The organism is Tellurirhabdus bombi, assembly GCF_021484805.1.
GTDB classification, from domain to species: Bacteria; Bacteroidota; Bacteroidia; order Cytophagales; family Spirosomataceae; genus Tellurirhabdus; species Tellurirhabdus bombi.
This window is the reverse complement of the sequence record NZ_CP090557.1, coordinates 4,867,042-4,887,742: the sequence shown is the minus strand read 5'-3', so window position 1 is coordinate 4,887,742 and position 20,701 is coordinate 4,867,042. Positions and strand designations below refer to the sequence as shown.

14 protein-coding genes are annotated in these 20,701 nt (G+C 50.0%); 8 read left to right on the top strand and 6 right to left on the bottom strand.

Going from position 1 to position 20,701, the window contains the following annotated elements; all coding sequences use genetic code 11:
* The first annotated feature begins 225 nt into the window (after positions 1 to 225).
* The gene (locus tag L0Y31_RS20735) at positions 226 to 1,326 is read left to right on the top strand and encodes a fatty acid desaturase family protein (protein ID WP_234734997.1); all 1,101 of its coding nucleotides are present in this window, start codon (positions 226 to 228) and stop codon (positions 1,324 to 1,326) included.
* A gap of 62 nt (positions 1,327 to 1,388) precedes the next feature.
* Here L0Y31_RS20735 and lpdA read toward each other — a convergent pair whose 3' ends face one another.
* From lpdA to rsmA, 6 genes are all read right to left on the bottom strand, one after another.
* Positions 1,389 to 2,789, bottom strand: a complete 1,401-nt coding sequence (lpdA, locus tag L0Y31_RS20730) for a dihydrolipoyl dehydrogenase (protein ID WP_234734996.1) — start codon at positions 2,787 to 2,789, stop codon at positions 1,389 to 1,391.
* Between the two features lie 136 nt (positions 2,790 to 2,925).
* A complete protein-coding gene (gene odhB, locus L0Y31_RS20725; RefSeq protein ID WP_234734995.1) occupies positions 2,926 to 4,530 on the bottom strand; it encodes a 2-oxoglutarate dehydrogenase complex dihydrolipoyllysine-residue succinyltransferase in 1,605 nt (534 codons plus the stop codon).
* 110 nt (positions 4,531 to 4,640) lie between these two features.
* On the bottom strand, positions 4,641 to 7,421 hold the full coding sequence (locus tag L0Y31_RS20720) for a 2-oxoglutarate dehydrogenase E1 component (protein ID WP_234734994.1): 2,781 nt from the start codon (positions 7,419 to 7,421) through the stop codon (positions 4,641 to 4,643).
* Positions 7,422 to 7,649: 228 nt separating this feature from the next.
* Positions 7,650 to 8,102 carry a D-aminoacyl-tRNA deacylase gene (gene dtd / locus L0Y31_RS20715; protein WP_234734993.1) on the bottom strand — a complete coding sequence of 151 codons (453 nt, stop codon included), beginning with the start codon at positions 8,100 to 8,102 and terminating at the stop codon, positions 7,650 to 7,652.
* Positions 8,099 to 9,451 (bottom strand): magnesium transporter, encoded by a 1,353-nt coding sequence (gene mgtE / locus L0Y31_RS20710; RefSeq protein WP_234734992.1) that lies wholly within the window; start codon positions 9,449 to 9,451, stop codon positions 8,099 to 8,101. Before mgtE ends, dtd begins: the two co-directional genes overlap by 4 nt.
* A gap of 70 nt (positions 9,452 to 9,521) precedes the next feature.
* Positions 9,522 to 10,307, bottom strand: a complete 786-nt coding sequence (gene rsmA / locus L0Y31_RS20705) for a 16S rRNA (adenine(1518)-N(6)/adenine(1519)-N(6))-dimethyltransferase RsmA (protein WP_234734991.1) — start codon at positions 10,305 to 10,307, stop codon at positions 9,522 to 9,524.
* 98 nt (positions 10,308 to 10,405) lie between these two features.
* On the opposite strand from rsmA, the gene L0Y31_RS20700 reads away from it, so the two are divergent.
* The 7 genes from L0Y31_RS20700 (at position 10,406) to L0Y31_RS20670 (ending at position 20,700) form a co-directional block, all read left to right on the top strand.
* The gene (locus L0Y31_RS20700; RefSeq protein WP_234734990.1) at positions 10,406 to 11,053 is read left to right on the top strand and encodes a hypothetical protein; all 648 of its coding nucleotides are present in this window, start codon (positions 10,406 to 10,408) and stop codon (positions 11,051 to 11,053) included.
* Between the two features lie 13 nt (positions 11,054 to 11,066).
* Positions 11,067 to 12,344 carry a hypothetical protein gene (locus tag L0Y31_RS20695; protein ID WP_234734989.1) on the top strand — a complete coding sequence of 426 codons (1,278 nt, stop codon included), beginning with the start codon at positions 11,067 to 11,069 and terminating at the stop codon, positions 12,342 to 12,344.
* 15 nt (positions 12,345 to 12,359) lie between these two features.
* Positions 12,360 to 12,734, top strand: coding sequence for a hypothetical protein (locus tag L0Y31_RS20690; protein ID WP_234734988.1), 375 nt, complete (start codon positions 12,360 to 12,362; stop codon positions 12,732 to 12,734).
* A 120-nt stretch (positions 12,735 to 12,854) separates the two neighbouring features.
* Entirely contained in the window at positions 12,855 to 14,345 is a 1,491-nt protein-coding gene (locus tag L0Y31_RS20685) for a tubulin-like doman-containing protein (RefSeq protein WP_234734987.1), read from the top strand.
* Positions 14,346 to 14,415: 70 nt separating this feature from the next.
* A complete protein-coding gene (locus L0Y31_RS20680; RefSeq protein WP_234734986.1) occupies positions 14,416 to 17,952 on the top strand; it encodes a hypothetical protein in 3,537 nt (1,178 codons plus the stop codon).
* A gap of 21 nt (positions 17,953 to 17,973) precedes the next feature.
* A complete protein-coding gene (locus L0Y31_RS20675) occupies positions 17,974 to 19,389 on the top strand; it encodes a hypothetical protein (RefSeq protein WP_234734985.1) in 1,416 nt (471 codons plus the stop codon).
* A 90-nt stretch (positions 19,390 to 19,479) separates the two neighbouring features.
* Positions 19,480 to 20,700 carry a hypothetical protein gene (locus L0Y31_RS20670; protein WP_234734984.1) on the top strand — a complete coding sequence of 407 codons (1,221 nt, stop codon included), beginning with the start codon at positions 19,480 to 19,482 and terminating at the stop codon, positions 20,698 to 20,700.
* Position 20,701: the final 1 nt, after the last annotated feature.

The following is a 20,701-nucleotide window of genomic DNA, read 5'->3' as shown; positions in this document are numbered from 1 at the left end:
TTTAATTCTTAACAGAAAAGTTTTGAAAAGGAAGGCCCTTTTTTCCACGCGAATGCGTTATACTTATGAAAAGAATTCAGAATAGGGCGAGGCAATTTCACTAGTTTTAATCCCTTTTTATTTTCTGAAACCGTAAAATTAGAGTAATAAAGCGGATTTTTGCTAGCTACGAAGGACGGAGTTGCTGAAAAGATTCGCGGCGCTTTTTTTACTTAACCTATACGTATGAAAATACTTGGAGCTATTCATGACCCTGTTTTTGTTGCCAAACCCCAAAACGCGACCGACCGTTTTTTTCTGAAGTACATCAAAGATGAACGAGATTTGCCGTTTGTCTATCTAACCATTCAGATTACCTTCACAATGATTTTGTGCGGTGTTCTGCTTTATATGCCTTTTGTAACGGGCTGGCTTTGGTGGGTTATTGCCTTTATTTATACAGCACTGAATAACGCTCGCTTCAAGGGCCCTTTTGGCTTGATGATGCACTGCACAAGCCACCGACCGTTGTTTAAAAATGAGTATAAGATTTGGAATAAATACCAGCCGTGGGTTGTAGGGCCCTTTTTCGGACAGACACCGGAAACGTATTATAGTCATCATATTGGCATGCACCATGCCGAAAATAACCTTACTGACGATGACAGCAGCACAATGGCTTACCAGCGCGACAGCCTGAAAGATTTCCTGCGTTATTATTTTGACTTTCTGTTTACAGGCTTAGCTGGACTCGTTAGCTACCTGAACTGGAAGAACCGGCGAAAACTGGCGAGTCGGGCTTTCATTGGCGAGATGACTTTTTTTGCGGTTTGTATTGGGCTGAGCTTTGTCAATTTTGCGGCTACCCTGATTGTTTTTATTCTGCCTTTCGTAATTGCCCGAATCATTATGATGCTGGGTAACTGGACGCAACACTCTTTTATCGATGCCAAAGATCCAGGGAATCCCTACAAAAACAGCATTACCTGCATCAATGTAAAGTATAACCATAAGTGCTGGAACGACGGCTACCACATTAGCCACCATGAGCGCCCGGCCATGCACTGGACCGAACACCCTGTTCATTTCCAAAAGACGCTGGCTAAGTATGCCGCTAACAAAGCGGTCGTCTTTGATGGATTGGATTACGGACGAATATTTTTATGTCTGATGCAAAAACGGTATGATGTTCTGGTGAAGCATCTCGTCAATATTGACAGCACGTTTAAAAGCGATGAGGAAGCCATTGCTTTTCTAAAAGAACGGACCCAGCGCATTGGGACGCCAATTCTTCAAGCCCACAGTCGCTCAGAGAAAAATCTAAGGCCCGCTACGGTAAATGCCTAAAAAAAGCCCGGAGAAATAAATTTTCTCCGGGCTTTTTCTTTAAGCTGAGTACAAGCCAGCGCTTACATATGAAGCGCCCGGTTTTCAGTAGCAGCCAGACAAGCTTCCTTGATGGCTTCTGTATAGGTCGGGTGAGCGTGTGAGATCCGGCCAATGTCTTCCGCCGAAGCCCGGAATTCCATCGCCACCACGGCTTCCGCAATCATGTCGGCAGCGCGGGCACCAATGATGTGAACGCCCAGAATTTCGTCGGTTTGTTTGTCGGCTAAGACCTTCACCAGACCATCGGTATCCATCGACGCCCGGGCGCGGCCCAGCGCTTTGTATGGAAATGATCCTGATTTGTAAGCTTTGCCTTCTTGTTTCAATTCTTCTTCAGTGAAACCTACACTAGCCACTTCTGGCCAGGTGTAGACGACGCCCGGGATCAGACGGTAGTTGATGTGTGGTTTCTGACCCGCAATGGTTTCAGCAGCAAAAACGCCTTCTTCTTCCGCTTTGTGGGCTAGCATCGCTCCTCGAATTACATCGCCGATGGCGTAAATATGGGAAACTTTAGTCTGAAGGTGATCATCTACTTCAATCCGACCACGGCTATCGGCTGCCAGACCGGCTGCTTCGAGATTCAGATTGTCGGTGTATGGACGGCGACCAACGGAAACCAGACAGTAGTCGCCTTCCAGCGTGATTTGCTCACCTTTGGGGGTGTCCGCCTTGACGATAACGCCTTCGCCGGTATTTTCAACGCTGGTTACTTTGTGGCTAAAATAGAAGTCAGTACCGAGTTTTTTCACCGCTTTCTGCAACTCCTTACCCATGGTTTTGTCCATCGTCGGAATCATCGAATCAGCAAATTCAACGAACGATACTTTTGATCCAATTCGGGCGTAAACCGAACCCAGCTCAGCGCCGATAACGCCCGCACCAATCACGATCAGGTGCTTCGGTACTTCTGTCAGCGTCAGTGCTTCGGTTGAGGTAATAACCCGTTTTTTGTCGATGGGCATCGACGGAAACGAAGACGGTTTTGACCCCGTTGCAATGATAAAGTTCTTGCCCGTAATCTGCTCATCGCTGCCATCGTCCTTTTTGACGTTCAGGGTATTCGCATCCACAAATGAACCGAACCCCTGATGAACTGTAATTTTGTTCTTTTTCATCAGGAATTGAATACCGGTAACATTCGCTTCGACTACGCCCTCTTTCCGCTTGATCATCTGGGGGAGATCCACTTGCAGATCGGCTAATTTGATGCCGTGTTCAGCGAAGGTATGGGCAGCGTTGTAAAAGTGTTCGGACGAATCAAGTAAAGCTTTAGAAGGAATACAGCCGACGTTTAGGCAAGTACCGCCCAGCGTCTTATATTTTTCAACGATTGCGGTTTTAAGACCAAGTTGGGCACAGCGGATAGCCGCTACGTAACCACCGGGACCTGAACCGATTACAATGACATCGTATTGCATAAAGGCAGGAAGTTTTAATACAAAAGCAAGTTAGGCTTCTATAAAGCGATAGTGCTACCGACTGGCAGCACTATCGCTTTATACAAATGAAGTTATTTTATCAAGTGAGCTTGACCAATAGCCAATCAGTTAACACTTATACATCCAATAAAATTCGGGTTGGATCTTCCAGCAACTGCTTAACGCGTACGAGGAAACTAACCGATTCTTTACCGTCAATAATGCGGTGGTCGTACGATAGGGCAATGTACATCATAGGCCGGGCAACAATTTGACCATTTACCACAACCGGACGCTCAATGATATTGTGCATACCAAGGATGGCCGACTGCGGCGCATTGATGATTGGCGTTGAAAGCATCGAACCGAAAATACCACCGTTTGTGATGGTAAACGTACCGCCCTGCATTTGGTCGATTGTCAGTTTGTTATCCCGCGCTAAACCAGCCAGTCGGATAATTTCCTTCTCGATCTGGGCAAAGTTCATTTGCTCCGCATTCCGAACGACCGGAACGACCAGACCACGCTCCGTAGATACGGCAATCGAAATATCGCAGTAGTCATTGTAAACCAGCGAATCGCCGTCAATCATGGCATTAACTGCCGGGAATTCCTGAAGGGCAATGCAAATGGCTTTGGCAAAGAAAGACATGAATCCAAGACCTACGGCGTGCTTGTCTTTAAATTTATCCTTGTATTTGGCCCGCAAATCCATGATCGGCTTCATATCAACCTCATTAAAGGTTGTTAGCATGGCCGTCTCATTTTTCACGGCTACCAGACGCCGGGCGATGGTTTTGCGCAGGGAAGTCATACGTTCCCGGCGTTGTCCCCGTTCTCCCTGAGCAGGCGCGCTTGGAGCCGGAGCCTGCGGAGCCGCTTTAGCAGCTGCGGGGGCAGGAGCTGGTGCAGGAGCAGATTTTTCAGCCTTCTGAGCGTCCTCTTTGGTGATCCGTCCACCAACACCGCTGCCGTTCACTTCTTTAGGATCAACGCCTTTTTCCGCCAAGATTTTGCCCGCTGCCGGAGATGGGTGGTTGGCTGCGTAGGTAGTTCCTTGCGCTGGAGCTGCCGTTTGAGCAGGTTGCGCGGCCGGAGCTGCTTGAGCCGGAGCAGAGGCGCCCGCAGCCGATTGGCCTACTTCTATTTTACAGATGGTCGCGCCAATGGCTAACGTCGTGCCAGCTTCGGCCACAATGCGCAAAGTGCCCGCTGCTTCGGCAGGCAATTCAAACGTTGCTTTATCAGATTCCAGTTCGCAAAGAACTTCGTCTAACTCTACGTGATCTCCATCTTTTTTGCTCCATGCCGCGATGGTTACTTCCGTAACAGATTCACCAACGGTTGGCACTTTCATTTCAATAACTTTGCTTTCCGCAGCGGCTGGGGCAGCTTCAGCAGCGGGAGTTGGTTCGGCGGCTGGCGCTGGCGCTTCTTCTTTTGCTTCAGGAGCTGGAGCCTTGGCTGGTTCGGCGGCCGGAGCAGGGGCTGCACCATCAGATGAGCCTTCACCATCAATTGAGCAGATCACGGCACCAATCGGAAGAACATCGCCTTCCTGGGCCATAATATGAAGTACGCCGTTGGCTTCGGCAGTTAATTCAAAGGTCGCTTTGTCGGAATCAAGGCCACAAATAACCTCGTCCATCTTTACTGTATCTCCTTCTTTTTTATACCAAGTTCCTACCGTTACTTCGGTAATCGATTCCCCAACGGGGGGCACTTTCATTTCATTTGCCATATCTAGTATGTTTCAAGTTCCGAGTTGACGGGTTTCGTGTTGCAGGCAACGGGTTGTTACTCAGGATAACAACCCGAAACCCATAAATCCAAAACAAAGAAAACTCTTTATTATTCAAATGCGCGACGAATAATGTCGGCTTGTTCCTGCGTATGAATTTTGGCAAAACCAGTTGCCGGCGATGCACTCGATTTCCGGGTAACACCGTGCAATTTAACTTCTGGCAGCGACCGCAACAAGAACGTCCAGGCGCCCATGTTAGCTGGTTCTTCCTGTACCCAGAACAACTCTACGTCTTTGCTGTATTCGGCCAGAAGCGCATTGAGCTGCTTGAGCGGGAACGGATGAAGCTGCTCTACGCGAACAATGGCTACGTCTTCACGCTTGTCAGTTTGCTGTTTTTCGAGCAGTTCGTAGTAAATCTTACCGGTGCAAAGCAGAACGCGTTTTACTTTCTTGGTTTTAGCGTACGCATCGCCCAGCACTTCCTGGAACGAACCTTTGGTCAGGTCTTCCAGCGGGGAAACAACTTGTGGGTGACGAAGCAGCGATTTCGGTGACATCACAACCAGCGGCTTCCGGAATGGCCATGCCAATTGCCGACGCATCAGGTGGAAGAAGTTGGCCGGAGTCGTTACGTTGGCTACAATCATGTTGTATTCCGCGCAAAGTTGCAGGTAGCGTTCTGGACGGGCATTCGAGTGTTCGGGTCCCTGGCCTTCATAACCATGTGGTAATAAAAGAACCACCCCGTTCATCAGTCCCCATTTGGATTCGCCCGCGGAAACAAACTGGTCCATAACGACCTGCGCGCCGTTGGAGAAGTCGCCAAATTGGGCTTCCCAGATGACGAGTGCCTTCGGATTGGCCAGCGCGTACCCGTATTCAAAGCCTAAAACACCGTATTCAGAGAGCAGTGAATTATAGATCTGCAACTTCTGCTGTTCTTCCTGAATGTGGTTCAGGGAGGTATACGAATCGTTGGTCTGGGCATCGTGCAGAACGGCGTGGCGGTGTGAGAATGTACCGCGTTGCACATCCTGACCACTTAAACGAACCACTTCGTTCGACGCCAGAAGAGAGCCATAGGCCAGCAATTCGGCGGTTCCCCAGTTGACCTGCTTCGATTCGAAAATCATCTGCTGGCGGTCTTTCAGCAGCTTGTCAATTTGCTTCAGGGGTTTGAATCCTTCTGGAATAGTCACTAACGCTTTACCGACTTTTTCCAGAACCTCCAGAGGAACCCCCGTTTCCGGCGACTGGTCGAAATCTTCCGGCGTGGCATACCGTAGTTCGGCCCATTCCCGGTCCAAACGCAAGGGTTTGTATGGAATCTCAGCCTTTTGTTTCACCATATCAAGGCGATCCTGAAGCTGCTTTTTGAACTCAGTATCCAGATTAGCGGCCAGCTTGGCATCAACATCACCCCGCTCGATCAACTGCTTGTTATACACTTCGCGTGGGTTGGGGTGCTTATCAATCAGCGCGTATAACGTTGGCTGCGTGAATTTCGGCTCATCCGATTCGTTGTGGCCGTGCCGACGGTAGCAAACCATGTCGATAAACACGTCGCGATTGAACTTCTGACGGAATTCAACGGCCAGTTTGGCCACGAAGAAAACCGCTTCCGGATCGTCGCCATTAACGTGGAAGATAGGCGCATCGATGATTTTGGCTACATCTGAGCAGTAAATCGACGAGCGTGCATCTTCAAAGTCGGTGGTGAAACCAACCTGGTTATTAATGATGAAATGAAGCGTACCGCCCGTGTGATAACCGGCCAGTTTCGCCATTTGGGTTACTTCATAGACAATGCCCTGACCAGCCACGGCGGCATCACCGTGGATGAGAATCGGAACAATTTTATCAAAATTACCCTGATATTCTTCGTCGGCCTGTGCCCGCACAAATCCCTCAATGACGGGGTTTACGGCTTCTAGGTGCGAAGGGTTAGGGGAGAGCTTAACGCTGATTTGTTTTTGCGAAGGCGTTTCGATGAGGCTGGAATAACCAAGGTGGTATTTTACATCACCGTCGCCATAGCCCTGGTTTGGAACGTTGCCTTCGAAGCCGTCAAAAATGCTTTCGTAGGCTTTGCCGAGAATATTGGCGAGTACGTTCAGACGACCCCGGTGGGCCATTCCAATCATAACTTCTTGAACACCCAGTTCAGCCGAGCGGTTAATGATGGCATCCAGAGCAGGAATTGTCGTTTCGCCACCTTCCAGTGAAAAACGTTTCTGTCCTAAAAATTTAGTGTGCAGGAAGTTTTCAAAAACAACGGCTTCATTCAACTTCTCCAGGATGCGTTTTTGCTCCGCAGCGGTAGTTTTGAACGTCAGTGCTTCTTTCTCAATTTTATTCCGCAACCAGTTTTTAACGTCGATTTCGCGGATATACATGTACTCGAAACCGATGGCTCCGGCGTAGATCTTCTCCAGCGACTCCAGGATTTTCCGCAACGAGGAAGCGCCAATACCCAGCAGTTCGCCGGCGTGGAATACCGTGTCGAGATCCGCATCGGACAAACCGTAATCGGACAGTGTTAAGCGGGGATTTCGGTTTTTACGGGGGCGAACAGGGTTCGTTTTGGCCAATAAGTGGCCTCTGGAACGGTAAGCTTTGATTAAACTGGCTACTGAAACCTCTTTTTCTGCGTAGCTGGCATCAACAGTAGATTTACCCGTTGCAGCGTTGCCGTTTGCGCCATTACCGTTGGCTGAGGGAGTAGCCTCACCGCCGGATTCTTCGCTGTATGTTTGTGAAAAATCGAAACCTTCAAAAAATTTTTGCCAGCTTTCATCAACAGAATTAGGGTCTTGTTTATAAGACTTGTATAAGTCGTCAATGTAAGCTGCTTCTGAATTAGCTATATACGAATATTTGTCCATGATGGAAGCATGCCTTGTTTAAAGGACAAAGGTAAGTAAGTCCATAAAAGTTTAGTACAATTTACTAGCAGATTCTCTATTAATTGAGCAAAAAAAAAGCATGCGGGAACTTCCTGCCAAAAACTCTTTAAATCGGCTCTTTTTAGAACGGAGTCTGCGTTAAAATCATACTCTAAAAAGAGCTGTTGATGCGCTTTAGTTCAATAATATCTGGCAACGAGTCAATTCCTACTGCCGGTTTTTGGAGTCAATGAGAATGGTAACGGGTCCGTCGTTGAGCAAGGAAACTTTCATATCAGCACCAAATTCGCCGGTCTGAATGGGTTGACCCAGGTCCAGCGTGAGTTGCTGAATCATCTGTTCGTACAACGGAATAGCTACTTCGGGGCGGGCGGCTTCAATAAAGCTGGGGCGATTTCCTTTCTTCGTGCTGGCGTGAAGCGTAAACTGACTGATGAGAAGAATATGGCCATTGACCGTTTTCAGGTCGAGGTTCATTTTGTCTTCTGCATCACTAAAAATGCGCATACCCACAATTTTCTTGCTCAACCACTCAATGTCTTCGCGGGTATCGGTATGCGTAATTCCCAGTAAAATTAAAAAACCAAGACCGATCTGGCCTTTGATTTGTCCTTCAATGGTAACCGAGGCTTGCGTTACGCGCTGGATAACGGCAATCATAATTCAGAAAGTAAAAGATCTGCAATCAGAAAATAGACACCAATGCCAATTAAGTCGTTGGCGGTGGTAATGAAGGGACCGGAGGCAACGGCGGGATTGATCCCGATTCGGTTTAAGAGCAATGGGGTTACTGTTCCCATGAACGAAGCCAGTAAAACAACGGCCAAGAGTGAGGCTGCCACCACAAAAAAGAGCCTTTGTTCACCAATCAGAAAGGTATAAAGTCCCGCAATCAGGCCAACCACCAGCCCATTAAGCAGCGACACCAGAAGCGTACGCAGCAGCCGCTGGCCGATTGTCGTAGACAGGCCGGAGGTATCAGTCAGACTTTGCAGAATCAGCGAAGACGTTTGAATGCCGACATTGCCACCCGTCGAACCGATGATCGGAATGAAAGCAGCCAGGGCGGCTACTTTACCCAACTCACTCTGAAAACCATTGATCACCGTCGCGGCCAATAGGCTACCGACTGCCCCGGCAATGAGCCACGGCAACTGCACTTTGGCCCGTTCCCAGACGCTGTCGGTTTCTTCCACCTCACCCGACAAACCCGAAATGGCCTGAATGTCTTCTTCGGCCTGTTCGGTAATAACGTCTACAATGTCATCAATGGTGATTCGGCCCAGCAGTCGCCCCTGTACGTTCACGACGGGGATGGTTTCCAGGTCATAACGCTGCATCACTTCGGCTACTTCCTGCGCTGGGCGGTAGGTTTCCACAAAGTGAATGTCTTCTTCGTAGATGTCGGCGATTTTGGCGTTTTTCTGCGAAAGAACTATTTTTTTCAGCGAGACAAAGCCCAGCAGTTTGCTGCTATCGTCCACCACATACACCACGTTGACGTTTTCGACATCCTCGGCCTGCTGCCGGATTTCCTCAATACACTGATTTACGGTGAGGTTGACGTTGATCTTGATTAATTCTTTCTGCATCAAACCGCCAGCCACGTCTTCGTCGTAGTGAAGCAGGTCGAGAATGAAACGGGCCTGTTCGCGGTCTTCCAGCAGGGCAATTACTTCTTCACGCAGTTGAATGGATTGCTCGTTCAAGATATCAACCGCATCATCCGAGTCCATGTTTTCGATGAACGGGGCCAGTTCGGTAGATTGGAAACTCTTCAGAAAATCAACGCGTTCGGACGGGTCGAGATTGGCCAGAATCTCGGCCCCCACTTTTTTATCTAGCACATTGAGCAGATACCGCGCCGACTCGTTATCCAATTCATACAAAATGCTAGAAATATCGGCGGGGTATAGCTCATCCATCTCGGCCAGCAGGGTCGAATCGTCACGGGCTTCGATGGCAAGTTGAAGGCTTTCTAAATATTCTTTAGTTAGTTCGAAAGTCATGATCGTAAGAAGCAACCAATAAGAATGCTGTTCGTGCCCGCTTCCTGGCGGTTGCCGCGCGGTTCATTCCTTATTGTTCGGGGGTCATCAACTGCGTTAGCTTCACAAAATCGGCTACACTTAATTGCTCGGCTCGTTTATCTAACAGCGGGTTGGAAAGCATTGTTTCGGGGGGATTGAGCGGCTTGAGTGCATTGCGCAGCATTTTCCGGCGGTTATTAAACCCCTGTTTGACCACCTGAACAAACTTCTTTTCATCACAGGGAAGCGCCTCGACGCTGTTTCGCTTTAATCGGATCACGCCCGACTGAACCGCTGGAGGTGGTTGAAAAACGCTGGCATCGACCGTAAATTCGTAAGTAATATCGTAGTAAGCCTGTAAAAGCACGCTTAGAATTCCGTAATCTCTATTGCCCGGAGGGGAAGCAATGCGCTGGGCTACCTCTTTCTGAAGCATGCAAACCACTTCTGGAATCTGCGCGCGGTACTCCAATACCCTAAAAAAGATCTGGGAGGAAATATTGTAAGGAAAATTGCCAATGATCGCCACGGGCTCCTGAAACAGTTTGCGCAAATCCATCTGGAGAAAGTCGCCGTCGATAATGCGCCCCCTCAAACTGGGAAAATGCTGCTGCAAATAGGAAATCGATTCGCGGTCAATTTCGATAACATGCGTTTCGAACTGCTCATTGGGGAGGAGATACTGGGTCAAAACGCCCATCCCCGGTCCAATTTCCAGTACCTTTTTATAAGCATTATGACCTGATAACAAGCCCGCGATTTGCTGGGCAATGGACAGATCTTTCAGAAAATGCTGACCCAGGTGTTTTTTGGGCCGTACAGAATGGTTAGACATAGGCTAAAGAATTGCAAAAGCCCAAAGGTACAACCCTGCGTCCATTAATAAGACTTATCGTCAAACCATCCTAAATCTTTAGCAAATATTTGGGTCATTTGCTACTTTTACCCGCTTTCACGGCTATCCATTCCATGCGGGGAACCATTATTCATTATGACGAACTAAGCCAGTGCGGCCTTTTACGGGATGAAACCGGCCAGACGCATTACTTTCGGCACGAAGAATTGACGGCTGGAATGATCATAACAGATAATCAAACGGTCGATATAAACGTTAGAGAAGAAAGCCCGGTGCAGATTTTACCTTATGCCGAAGCGGCCCCCGTAGCGAGAACCGTCGCTTATGTGCCCAGACAAACGGTTGGTGCACCCGTAAAACAGAGTGGCTGGCTAAACTGGCCGGGTGTGCTGATTTCCGGGCTATCCCTGATTGCGCTGTTGCTGGCGGGTGGCGAGGAAAACCGGGTTCGGGGCGGTCAGACACCGAAGCTGATCGAATCCATCTGGGCAATTCTGGCGGCTATATTGCTGGTTATTGAAGCCAATTTTTTTCGTACAGGAGCGAAACGCTGGCGAGTGCGGGCGGTTGTGTGGCAAATCGTTCTTTTTTCGTTAATCGCCTACGGACTACAAAGCTGCGATGGTTTTCAGGCTGACGACGCTACCCGCACGTACGCCTACCTGCTTGGCGCATTGCTCGTAGCGGCTTACTTGTTACCTTACCAGCGAAAAGAAGATAACTGATAGATTACAAAGAATGACTATACGATTATTTCGAGCTGTTTATGGGCTCTTGGTGTTGACGCTTTTGCTGGCTGGTTGCGGCGGCTCACGCGAAAAAAAAGAAGAAAAGAAAACGGCTGCCCCGGCGGCGGCTTCCCTGAAGGAAGTTCATTTCTTTATGGAAACTTCTGCCAGTATGGGGGGGTATCTGCGGGGCGGTACGGAGTTTAAAGACGTGGTTTCCGACGTGGTGACGAAAGCCAATACCATCAAGCCCCTCAAAGTCTGGACCATTACCGAAAAACCGCAAGCCTATACCGGCGATGCCCGCCAGTTTGTGGAAGGCCTCGCCACCACGCCGCTGGCTACCGGGAAAAGCTCCAAACTGCACACCATTTTCGAGCAGGTAGGGCAAAAGGCTGGTACGTCCAACATCGCCATGCTGGTAACCGACGCGATTTTGTCGTTTCCCGATAACGAGATCAAAGCAAATCCTGAAATCAACCGGGAAAATGCGTCCAGCGTGCTGAAAAACCAGATTTACGATCAGTTTTCCAAGCTCTCCCAGAAAGGCGTTGGGGCCACCGTTTACGCCTTTACCTCGCAGTATAACGGAACGTATTACGACTATCGGAATGCCAAGCAGAAGCTTTCCGGCGAACCGCGCCCGTTTTACATCTGGCTAATCGGGAAGCAGGAATTGCTCAATGATTTTAATCAGAAGCTTCAGGGCATGCTGTCGGTGCAACCCGCCAAGGTTTTGAATTTCGGTACGGGTACGGCACTAACCGATTATGAGTTATTTTTCTCGCTGAACAAAAAAGGCAAGTGGCGGGCCGAGCGGGGCAGCCTGGCCGACATGCGGGCGCGCAGCGGAAATCCCGAAGAATTTGCCATTGGGCTGGATTTGGGAAATCTGCCCGCTTACGCCCAGTCGGAAGACTATTTGCGGAAAAATCTGACAGTCAATGCGAAGGAAGCCGCCGTTAAACTGGCGACCGTTCAGCGCAAAGACGACCTCTCGAACACGGCAAAGCTGAGTGAGCGCGAGGAGAAAATCCTCAATGGAGTCACGCATGTTCTAACATTTCGGGTCGATAACTTGTATGGTAATGAAGCAACCGTAGCGATCAAATTGCCCGTGCGGTTCGACAACTGGTACGAGAAAGACTGGACTACCCTGGATGACCGGACTGCTGCCGGGCGGCGGGGCAAAACATTTGCCCTGCAATACCTGATGAGCGGGGTCAAGGAAGCCTACCAGTCATCGACCAACGATTTTCTGAATCTGACCATTAAACTGAAAAAATAAACCACCGCACTCCGCATGTTTACTTCCCTGTATGAATTGATTTTAGGCCAGAATAACGACCCCATTTATAGTGAAGAAATTTTTGGTCCCGTTGGATTCATGACGTTGATGCTGGCGCTCGTCGTGGCGGCGGTGTTTTATGTCTTGCTGGGGCGCTGGAAGCCGGTTTTCGATAACATTGTGCATTGGGTCATTACGCTGATTGCCGTGGGTATTTTTGGGTTTGGCTATGCACTCTGGTTTGCGCTGGACCGGACGGGAGCCGACGAAACAGATGGGTACATGCAGGGATTTGGCGCCGTAAATGCGTTGTACGCCCTTATTTTCTTTTTCGCATTTTCCGTCATTCTGAAGCGGTTTTCCATCTTTGCCAAACGGACTCCGTTTTGATTTTAGGCGCTAGATAAATGTTGGGATAGGGGCGAAAGGTGCTGTTATTAAAGAACTAAAAAAGAATCTCAAGACGCCTCGGCTTCATATGCAGGAGCCGGGCTGAGGGAATCAAAGCTTATGAAATTATTTCTTTTCGGTATAGGGGGAACGGGTGCTCGGGTGCTGCGTTCGCTGACAATGTTGCTGGCGGCTGGCGCGAAAGCCCCCGCCGATTTAACCATTATTCCGATTCTGCTGGACATGGACATGCAGAACGGCGATACCGAACGGGCATTGCGATTGGTGGAACAATACCGAACCATCCGACGCATTGCCTACAAAGATACGGCAGCCAGCCAGGGTACGCAGACGGAACGACGGACGTTTTTTGCCACGCCGCTGCAACCGCTCGGCACCCTACAGGCCGAAAATGCGCAGGAACGAATCGGCGATTCGGTATTGCCTAAACTGACCGAGCACCAGGGAACTTTCGAGGAGTTTTTGCAGGTCAGTAGCATGGAAGAAATTGACCGCGAGTTTCTGAAACTATTTTACGACAACTCGGCCAAGCCAACCAGTACGGAGCTAAAGCTGAATCTGTCGGTTGGCTTCAAAGGAAATCCCAATATCGGAAGTGTGGTGTTTAACTCGCTAGAGGATTCGGCGGTTTACAAATACTTCACGGGGGCGTTCAACAATGAAACGGATCGGGTCTTTATCATCAGTTCTATTTTTGGCGGAACGGGTTCATCGGGCTTTCCGCAACTGGTGAAGCTGTTGCAGCATCCCAGCCAGAAAATGCACATCCGCAATGCCCGTAAAGGGGCCGTGACGGTGATGCCTTATTTCGCGCTGGAAGAAAATACCCAGAGTTCGATTGATCAGAACCGCTTCCTGTCGAAAACCAAAGCGGCGCTGTCTTACTACCAGAACCAGATTGACCTCGACGCCTTATATTATATTGGTGATAAACCGGGCAGCAAGCTTTACCCGAACGTAGAAGGCGGCTCGCAGCAGTTGAACAACGCCCACGTGGTGGAACTGCTGGCGGCGGAATCGATTCTGCATTTTGCCAGCAAACACAACGACGATTTTACGGAAAACAAGCGCTTCTACGAATACGGCCTTAAACGCAACGACCGGCGTCTGGATTTGCCTCATTTTCACGATTCAACCTACCACGGCGTGCTGGAGCCCTTGATTCGGTTTACCTACGCAACGAAGTTATTTACCGATTTTGTCCCGGCGAACTTGGGAGAAGCGTTTGCGAAAAATCTGGCGTTGCCGCAAAACCTGAATACCAGCACATTCTACCAGGCATTACGGAACTTCCTGGGCCACCATTATAAAGAGTGGTTGCGCGAAATGGCGGAGAATGACCGCAGTTTCCACCCCTTTGACCTGGGCGCTGAATTCAATTCAGTAGTGCGGGCCAAACGCATCGAAACCAGCTTTTTCGATAAGGGCATAAGCGACCGTTTCCTCCGCGAACAGGCGGGTCGGATTGAACATAACCTGCAAGGCTCCTTTCCGCAAACAGAGCAGCGCTTCATGCAACTGCTGATTGACATGGCGGAGAAATGCCGCGATAAACTCGGTGCATTGAACCGCGAATTAACGGATGTTTAGCCTCCGCTTGTTCGTGAAAATTCTATTTATTCATTGACGTTAAGCGAATTAAGTTCGCAGATACATACATATGGCGCATATCCTTCGTATTGATAACGACCCCAACGTTAGCCAGCAGAACCACCAGGGTTGGACGGGTTCTCACAGTGGTCTGGTTGGTAACCGCATTGAACACATTCCGGATACGCTTTCGGGAACCATGAGTGCGGCGGTGGCAGCCAAGGCCGGAACCTCTATTCCGTCGCCGTTTGCCCGCCTGTATTTGTTCGATACGGCGTTTCGGATGGTGAAAAATAACCTGATTCCCCGCGAGCTTTCCCTCTATCATGTGCTGGTATCGCACTGTCTGGATATGCTGGAACTGCTTTTTCAGGCGGGTAACAGCAACGATCTGACGTACCGGGTATGGAATCGGGCGGAACGTTTGGGGGCGTTGAACCAGCGCAATAACGGGGGCACGACGGCGGGTCGGCATCCGCACCAGATTCTGGCCAAAGCGCTGGAACTGGATATGCGGAACGAATTGACGGGGATTCAGCAATTTACCCTGATTTATTACAAAGGGGCGCTTCTGGGTAGTACGTCGCCGCTGACACTCGTATTTACGTCGCCAAACTGGGAACAGGAACGGCAGAGCAAATACATTGATCCGCCAAAAAGTACGACGGGCCGAATTCTGTTCCAGAACGAATACGTTCCGCTTTCGGAGCGCGACGAGGCTTTTGTGACCTACCTGCGACGGCTCTACGACCAATATGGTAGTTCTCTACTGTCGGGGGGCTTCAAAGAATATTTATACCGCGTTTTCTTCGATAGCCAAACCAATCTGCCCATTGCGGGAGGGACAACGCTGGAAAGCTTCGAGCCCATCCAGACCGGCGGCGAAGGCAATTCGACCCTACAGGTTATGCCCGGGTTGATGCTCTACAAAGTACGCGAAGCCGACGTGCTGGAAGACATTGAAACGAACAGCGATTTCGTCATTCAGCCAACGGTTTTCTATTACCAGCAGGAAGCACGCGCTGGGGCCTCTACCAACATGCGGCGTCCGCTGGTGTTGGCTTCCCGTATGGATATACCCGGTCGTTACGTCAAAAGCACCAACTGGAATCCGCAAACGGTGGTATTTAAAACCTCGCTGACTCCTTTGCTGGTCGAGCGGTTTTTGCCGGGCGTCGACAACGTGCGTTATCCGTTCGTAACTACCGACGATTTTCTGGAAGATTTTCTGATCCGTCTGCCGTTTGTGGTCAATAACGACCGATTCATGACCGGCATGAGTGGTGACAGTGAGTTTATGCTGCCCATTCGGAAAGAGTATTTTAATTTTTTCCGTCCGGAAGATTTGCAGCAGTACCTCACCATGCGGGAAGATGTTCGCGGGATGGGACGGGTTATCACGGCGACATTGCGGGTTCCGATTCGGAACAATCGGTTTGTGGAATTTCGGAAAGAATACGATTTGTCGAAGCCCGAAACGGTGTTGGATTTCCGGTCGGGAATGGCCTTTTTCCCGTTCTACCGCACCACGGTGCCCGATCCTTACTGGCAGAGTCTGAACCAATATACGGTGATGCTGGCCGACGAAAGTGATCCGCAGTGCAATTTCCGCCCTGACTCGGTGAGCTTTTTTGAATACGCCAACATCATTCATAACAAACCCATTATTGTACCAACGCCGGAGGGCCGCTCGCCAAAAGCATCGCCTTTTGTAGGTACGTATTATTACAAAGTGCCCCAGGCATTTGACCTGATCGAACTGCGGCTCGAACGAAATGGAATTCCGTACCGGGGTTTGGTGGTGCCTAAGTTTACGGTGATAAGCCAGCCCGGTTACAAAGCGTTTACATTTGGGATTGACTTTGGTACATCCAACACGCACATTGCCTACATGGAAGCCGGTCCGGGGAGCATCGAACCGCAGGCACTGACCATCAGCGATCAGAAAATTGTGCTGAACCAGGACGAGTTGCAGATGGTGTCGCTGAACAAGCCCTACACGGGTTACGAAGTGAAATCCATGTACGACAAGTACGAAAAGCGGGTGAGCTTCGGGCAACTGATCCAGATGGAATCGCACATCCGTCGGGAATTTATGCCGCCTATCATTGGTAAAGAGTTTGGCTCTCCCTTCTCGTTTCCGCTGCGGACCACCGTTTACGAGAAAAGTGGCTTCTCCGACAGTGGCGACAACCTGTTCACCAAAGTCAATTTAGGGTTCAATATTGACCTGGAAGAAGGCGATACGGGTGTTAACCACTACATCACCAACCTGAAGTGGCTGTTCGAAAACCAGCCGGGAGATTCGCTGAACCGCCCCCGCGTAAGGGCTTTCTTTGAAACCCTGATGCTGATGATTCGGAATAAAATTCTGCTGAATCAGGGCGATATTCAGAAGGCTAAAATTGTCTGGCTGGCTCCATCAAGCATGCGGGCTGTCAACCTGGAAAAGCTGGAAGATGAGTTTAGAAAGGCTGTCCAGTCAGTGTTTCAAACGACGCGGAACTTTGAGCCAAACCCCATACCAGAATCGCTGGCGCCTTATTTTTATCTGGTTCGAAACGGCGTGATGGCCTTTGCTGACACGGTGAACGTGGATATTGGCGGTGGCACAACGGACATCATGATGTTCATGAAGCAGCAGAATCGGTACTTAAATACGTCTTTCCGGTTTGCTGGCTACGACATCTGGGGCGGTGGGCTGGACCAGTACGGGCATCCGTCGCACAGCAAAGACAACGGCTTCCTGAAAAATTACTGGCAGTATCGTCGCTCGCTCAACCAGGTGCCGACGCGGGAGGACAACATTCTGGAAACCTTCCGGGCCAAGCAGGAATTAACGGCGGAAGACATCGTTAGTTTGCTGTTCAAATACAACGATCATTTCAAGTTTGTTCAGTCGATTCAGGATGGTCGCCCGACGCTTCGGTTGGTGCTCTACCTGCATTACAGCGCGATTGTTTACCACCTGGTGCAGCTCATTGAACACCACGGTCTGACGTTGCCGCGCTTCCTGACTTTTACGGGTCGTGGTAGCCAGTACCTGCGGTTGATGTGCTCAGAATCAAGGCTTAATGAGTTTACCCGGCTTTTGTTCAAAGCGTATTCAAACCTGCCTGTGCCAAGTGATTTCCGGGTGTTACTGACCCCGAATCCAAAAGAAACGACAGCTAACGGCGCCGTTTTATTTGCGCAGGAAAGCACGGACCGAACCCCGTATGAGCGGCGGGAAACCACGGCTTATTGGGGAAATGAACCCGATAAACCAACCACGCTGGAATTTAAACGAACAGAGATTGGCGAAACCCGGACCCAGAATGAGTTCCATGAGTCGGTGCTGCACAATGTCGAGACTTTCCTGAAAAAGACACTGCAAGACCGGGACATTGCCTATTTCCTGAGTGAGTACAACATCACAACGCCGGAAAAATACCTCGAATTTCTCCTGGGTTCTGACGTAACGCGGGGCGGTCGCCTATTCGATAGTTACATGCTGGCTCGGGTCGGGTTGGAACAGAATGCCAACGAGCGACTGTCGGAAACGTTCTTTTTCCTACCGCTAAAAAATGCATTGTACGAACTTTCAAAGCATATTGCCGAATCATAGCGATTATTTATTGGGTAGCTTATGAGATATCGCAATTGGGGTATAGTTGTTCTGGTTTATGGATTGATGCTGGCGCAGCCAGCATCGGCTCAGTCCAGTGAAGAGGTTGTTAGCGCGGTCAATGGAGGGACGTTGCAAATGTTGAAGGCCACCGTTGAGTTTTTGGCAACGGACCGGCAAACATTTCCCAACGCCCGGCAGACCAAATGCGCCGATTGTCAGACAGAGGCGCAATTACGGGCTTTCATTTCGGCCAACAGGCTGGAAGGTGCTGACGGCTTGGTAGGACGCGTTCAGAAAAGCAAAGTAGATTTACTGGCCTCTTACCGGAAGAAAAAAGCACTGAATCGGCAGGCTACGAAGTTAATTCTGAATGATTTACAGAAATACATTCAGAAGGAGATAATTCAAAACCGAAATCGGGCTTACCGCGCTCAGTTGCCTGCCTACGCTACCTTCACGCAGCAGTTGAATCAGATTGAAGCGGCCCCAGTAGCGCAGGCTGCGGCGGCCTCAGAACCTGCTGGAAGTTACCAGGAGGCCGGTATAGGCCCGCTTCCGGCGGATGAAGTCGGCGCGGATTCATCTGCTTATAATGCTGATAGTTTACAATCGAGAGATGCTGTTCCCCCCCAAGAAACCATGACAAACGAATCAACTTTTCCGTACGATATAGTGGCGCTTATTCTGGCGGTAATCAGCCTGTTGTTTGGTATCTATCTGTACCTACGCGGTCGGCGGCAGGGCGTTCCAGCGCCAAGCTTTAACGCACCATCCGTGGATCATACGTCGTCGATCAGGGATTTGGAGCGGCAAGTTCGGGCATTGCAAACAGAAGTGAAACGCTTGCAGGGTGTTGAACAGGCAGCTTCGGCGTCAACCTGGAATCCGCAGCCAAATGTTTTGGAGCAGATGCCCCACAGCGTTCCTAAGCCCGCGCCAGCTCCACCAACTGTGTCGGTGAATCCACCGCCATCCGCTTACCCAACCCACGCGGTTCCGCTGGACACGGCTGAAAACCCTCAACCGCAGGCGGCACCACCAACGCCACCACAACCTCGTCAGGAACCTGTGCCTGCGCCCGTATCGGCCCCAACACAAGCACCAGCCCAGCCCCGGCAGTTGGCAACGTTGTATGGTCGGACGGCTGACTTAGGCGATGGATTTAGCACGCGGGGTCTCTCGCCATCACCTGATCGGGATACTGTGTTTGAAATCGCCCGCCATAGCGACGTGTTAGCCGTGTTTCGGGTGAGCGATAATCCCGAACTACAGCGGCTGGCCTTGTCAGACCCTTATTCGTATCTGAACGATACCTGTACTTATCTGACGCAGCCTCGGCCCGGTAGCCGCATCGTAACCACACAGCCAGGGCGGTTGGTTTTGCAGGGAGAAAAGTGGGTAATTACCGAAAAAGCGCAGATTAATTTTCAGTAATAAGTTTTAAAGTCTACGCGCTAAGAAATTTTATGATTCCTATGTCGATACATCAGTAGATCGACAAGCCAGCCTGTTATATTTGCAATTATGACGCTGGAAGAATTACGGGAACGGGTTAAGGAAGAAATAATTCTACATGAGGGCGATGTAGCTGATTGGGAGTGGCAGAAAAAAGGCTTAACGACCGAAGCGACTCAGTTGGGCTTGTCAGCTGACGCCTTTGCGCGACTGGTTCATCAGGTAAGCTACAGCGTGCAGCCAGATTTTGGCCGTATTCTTGATCTAAAAGAGCGCGTCATCGAGTTAGCTACCAGCCAGCAAAACCAGCTATCGCCGCAGGACATTCGCCGCCTGACTGAAGAAGGAGAACGAATACAGATGTCCCGGGCCTTCATGACGGAAAAGTGGATTCCAGATATTCTGGCTGATTTACCCCAGTCGGCCCCGGTTCCCGCCATTACGCCGCCCGCTCCGGCAACGGTAGCCACACCCGTAGCTACGCCGGTTACGCCAGTCAGCACGAGCGAGTCGACTGAGAAAGTTCGTCGGAAAATTAAAGAGATTCTGGATGATTATGATCGGCATATTCCGGCGCAGAATCTACGCTTCCTGTTCAAAGCCATTGATTACGACGAGCAGGGGTTGGCCCGGGAAATTCTGGCTTACTTATCCGAGCATTTTTATGCTTCCGTAAAACCTCCAAAAGGAGCTAGCTTGAAAGAAAAGTTACTGTCAACCGATTGGCGGCACTTAAGCTGGTGGGAAAAAGAAACAAACGAAAGCGAAGCCGCGCCAAAACCGTCCTTGCCGTTAGGGCCTGTCTTGCAGGATTTTAAGGCGGTTCCGTCGGAGATTCGGCAGGGCGAAACCGTCCGATTACATTGGAAAGTAGCCAACGCAACCGCCGTAACGATAGTGGGTGTTGGGCAAAACCTGCCGCCGGAAGGCAGCCGAATGGTGGTGCCGAACAAAAGCAATACGTATACGCTGAACGACGCCAACGGGAATCGGCTTGGTGTGGCTGCGGTAGAGGTTTCTCACTCCCGCCTGAGAGATTGGTCGGGCTTTTGGGGGATTTTACTCGCTATTCTAATGCTGGCCCTGACGATCTGGGTAATTTATTACGAACCGGAGTCGGAGCAACCTGTCAAAAAGTCCCAGAAGACCGAGGAAGTCCAGAAGCAAACCCCTACCGAAAAAAAAGCGACCAAGAAGAAGCGTCCGACTAAAAAATCAAAGCCAAAAAAGGAGGAGACCGAAGACGAAGCATTCCGGGAAGAGGACATACCCGCTTCGGAGGAAGTTTAAC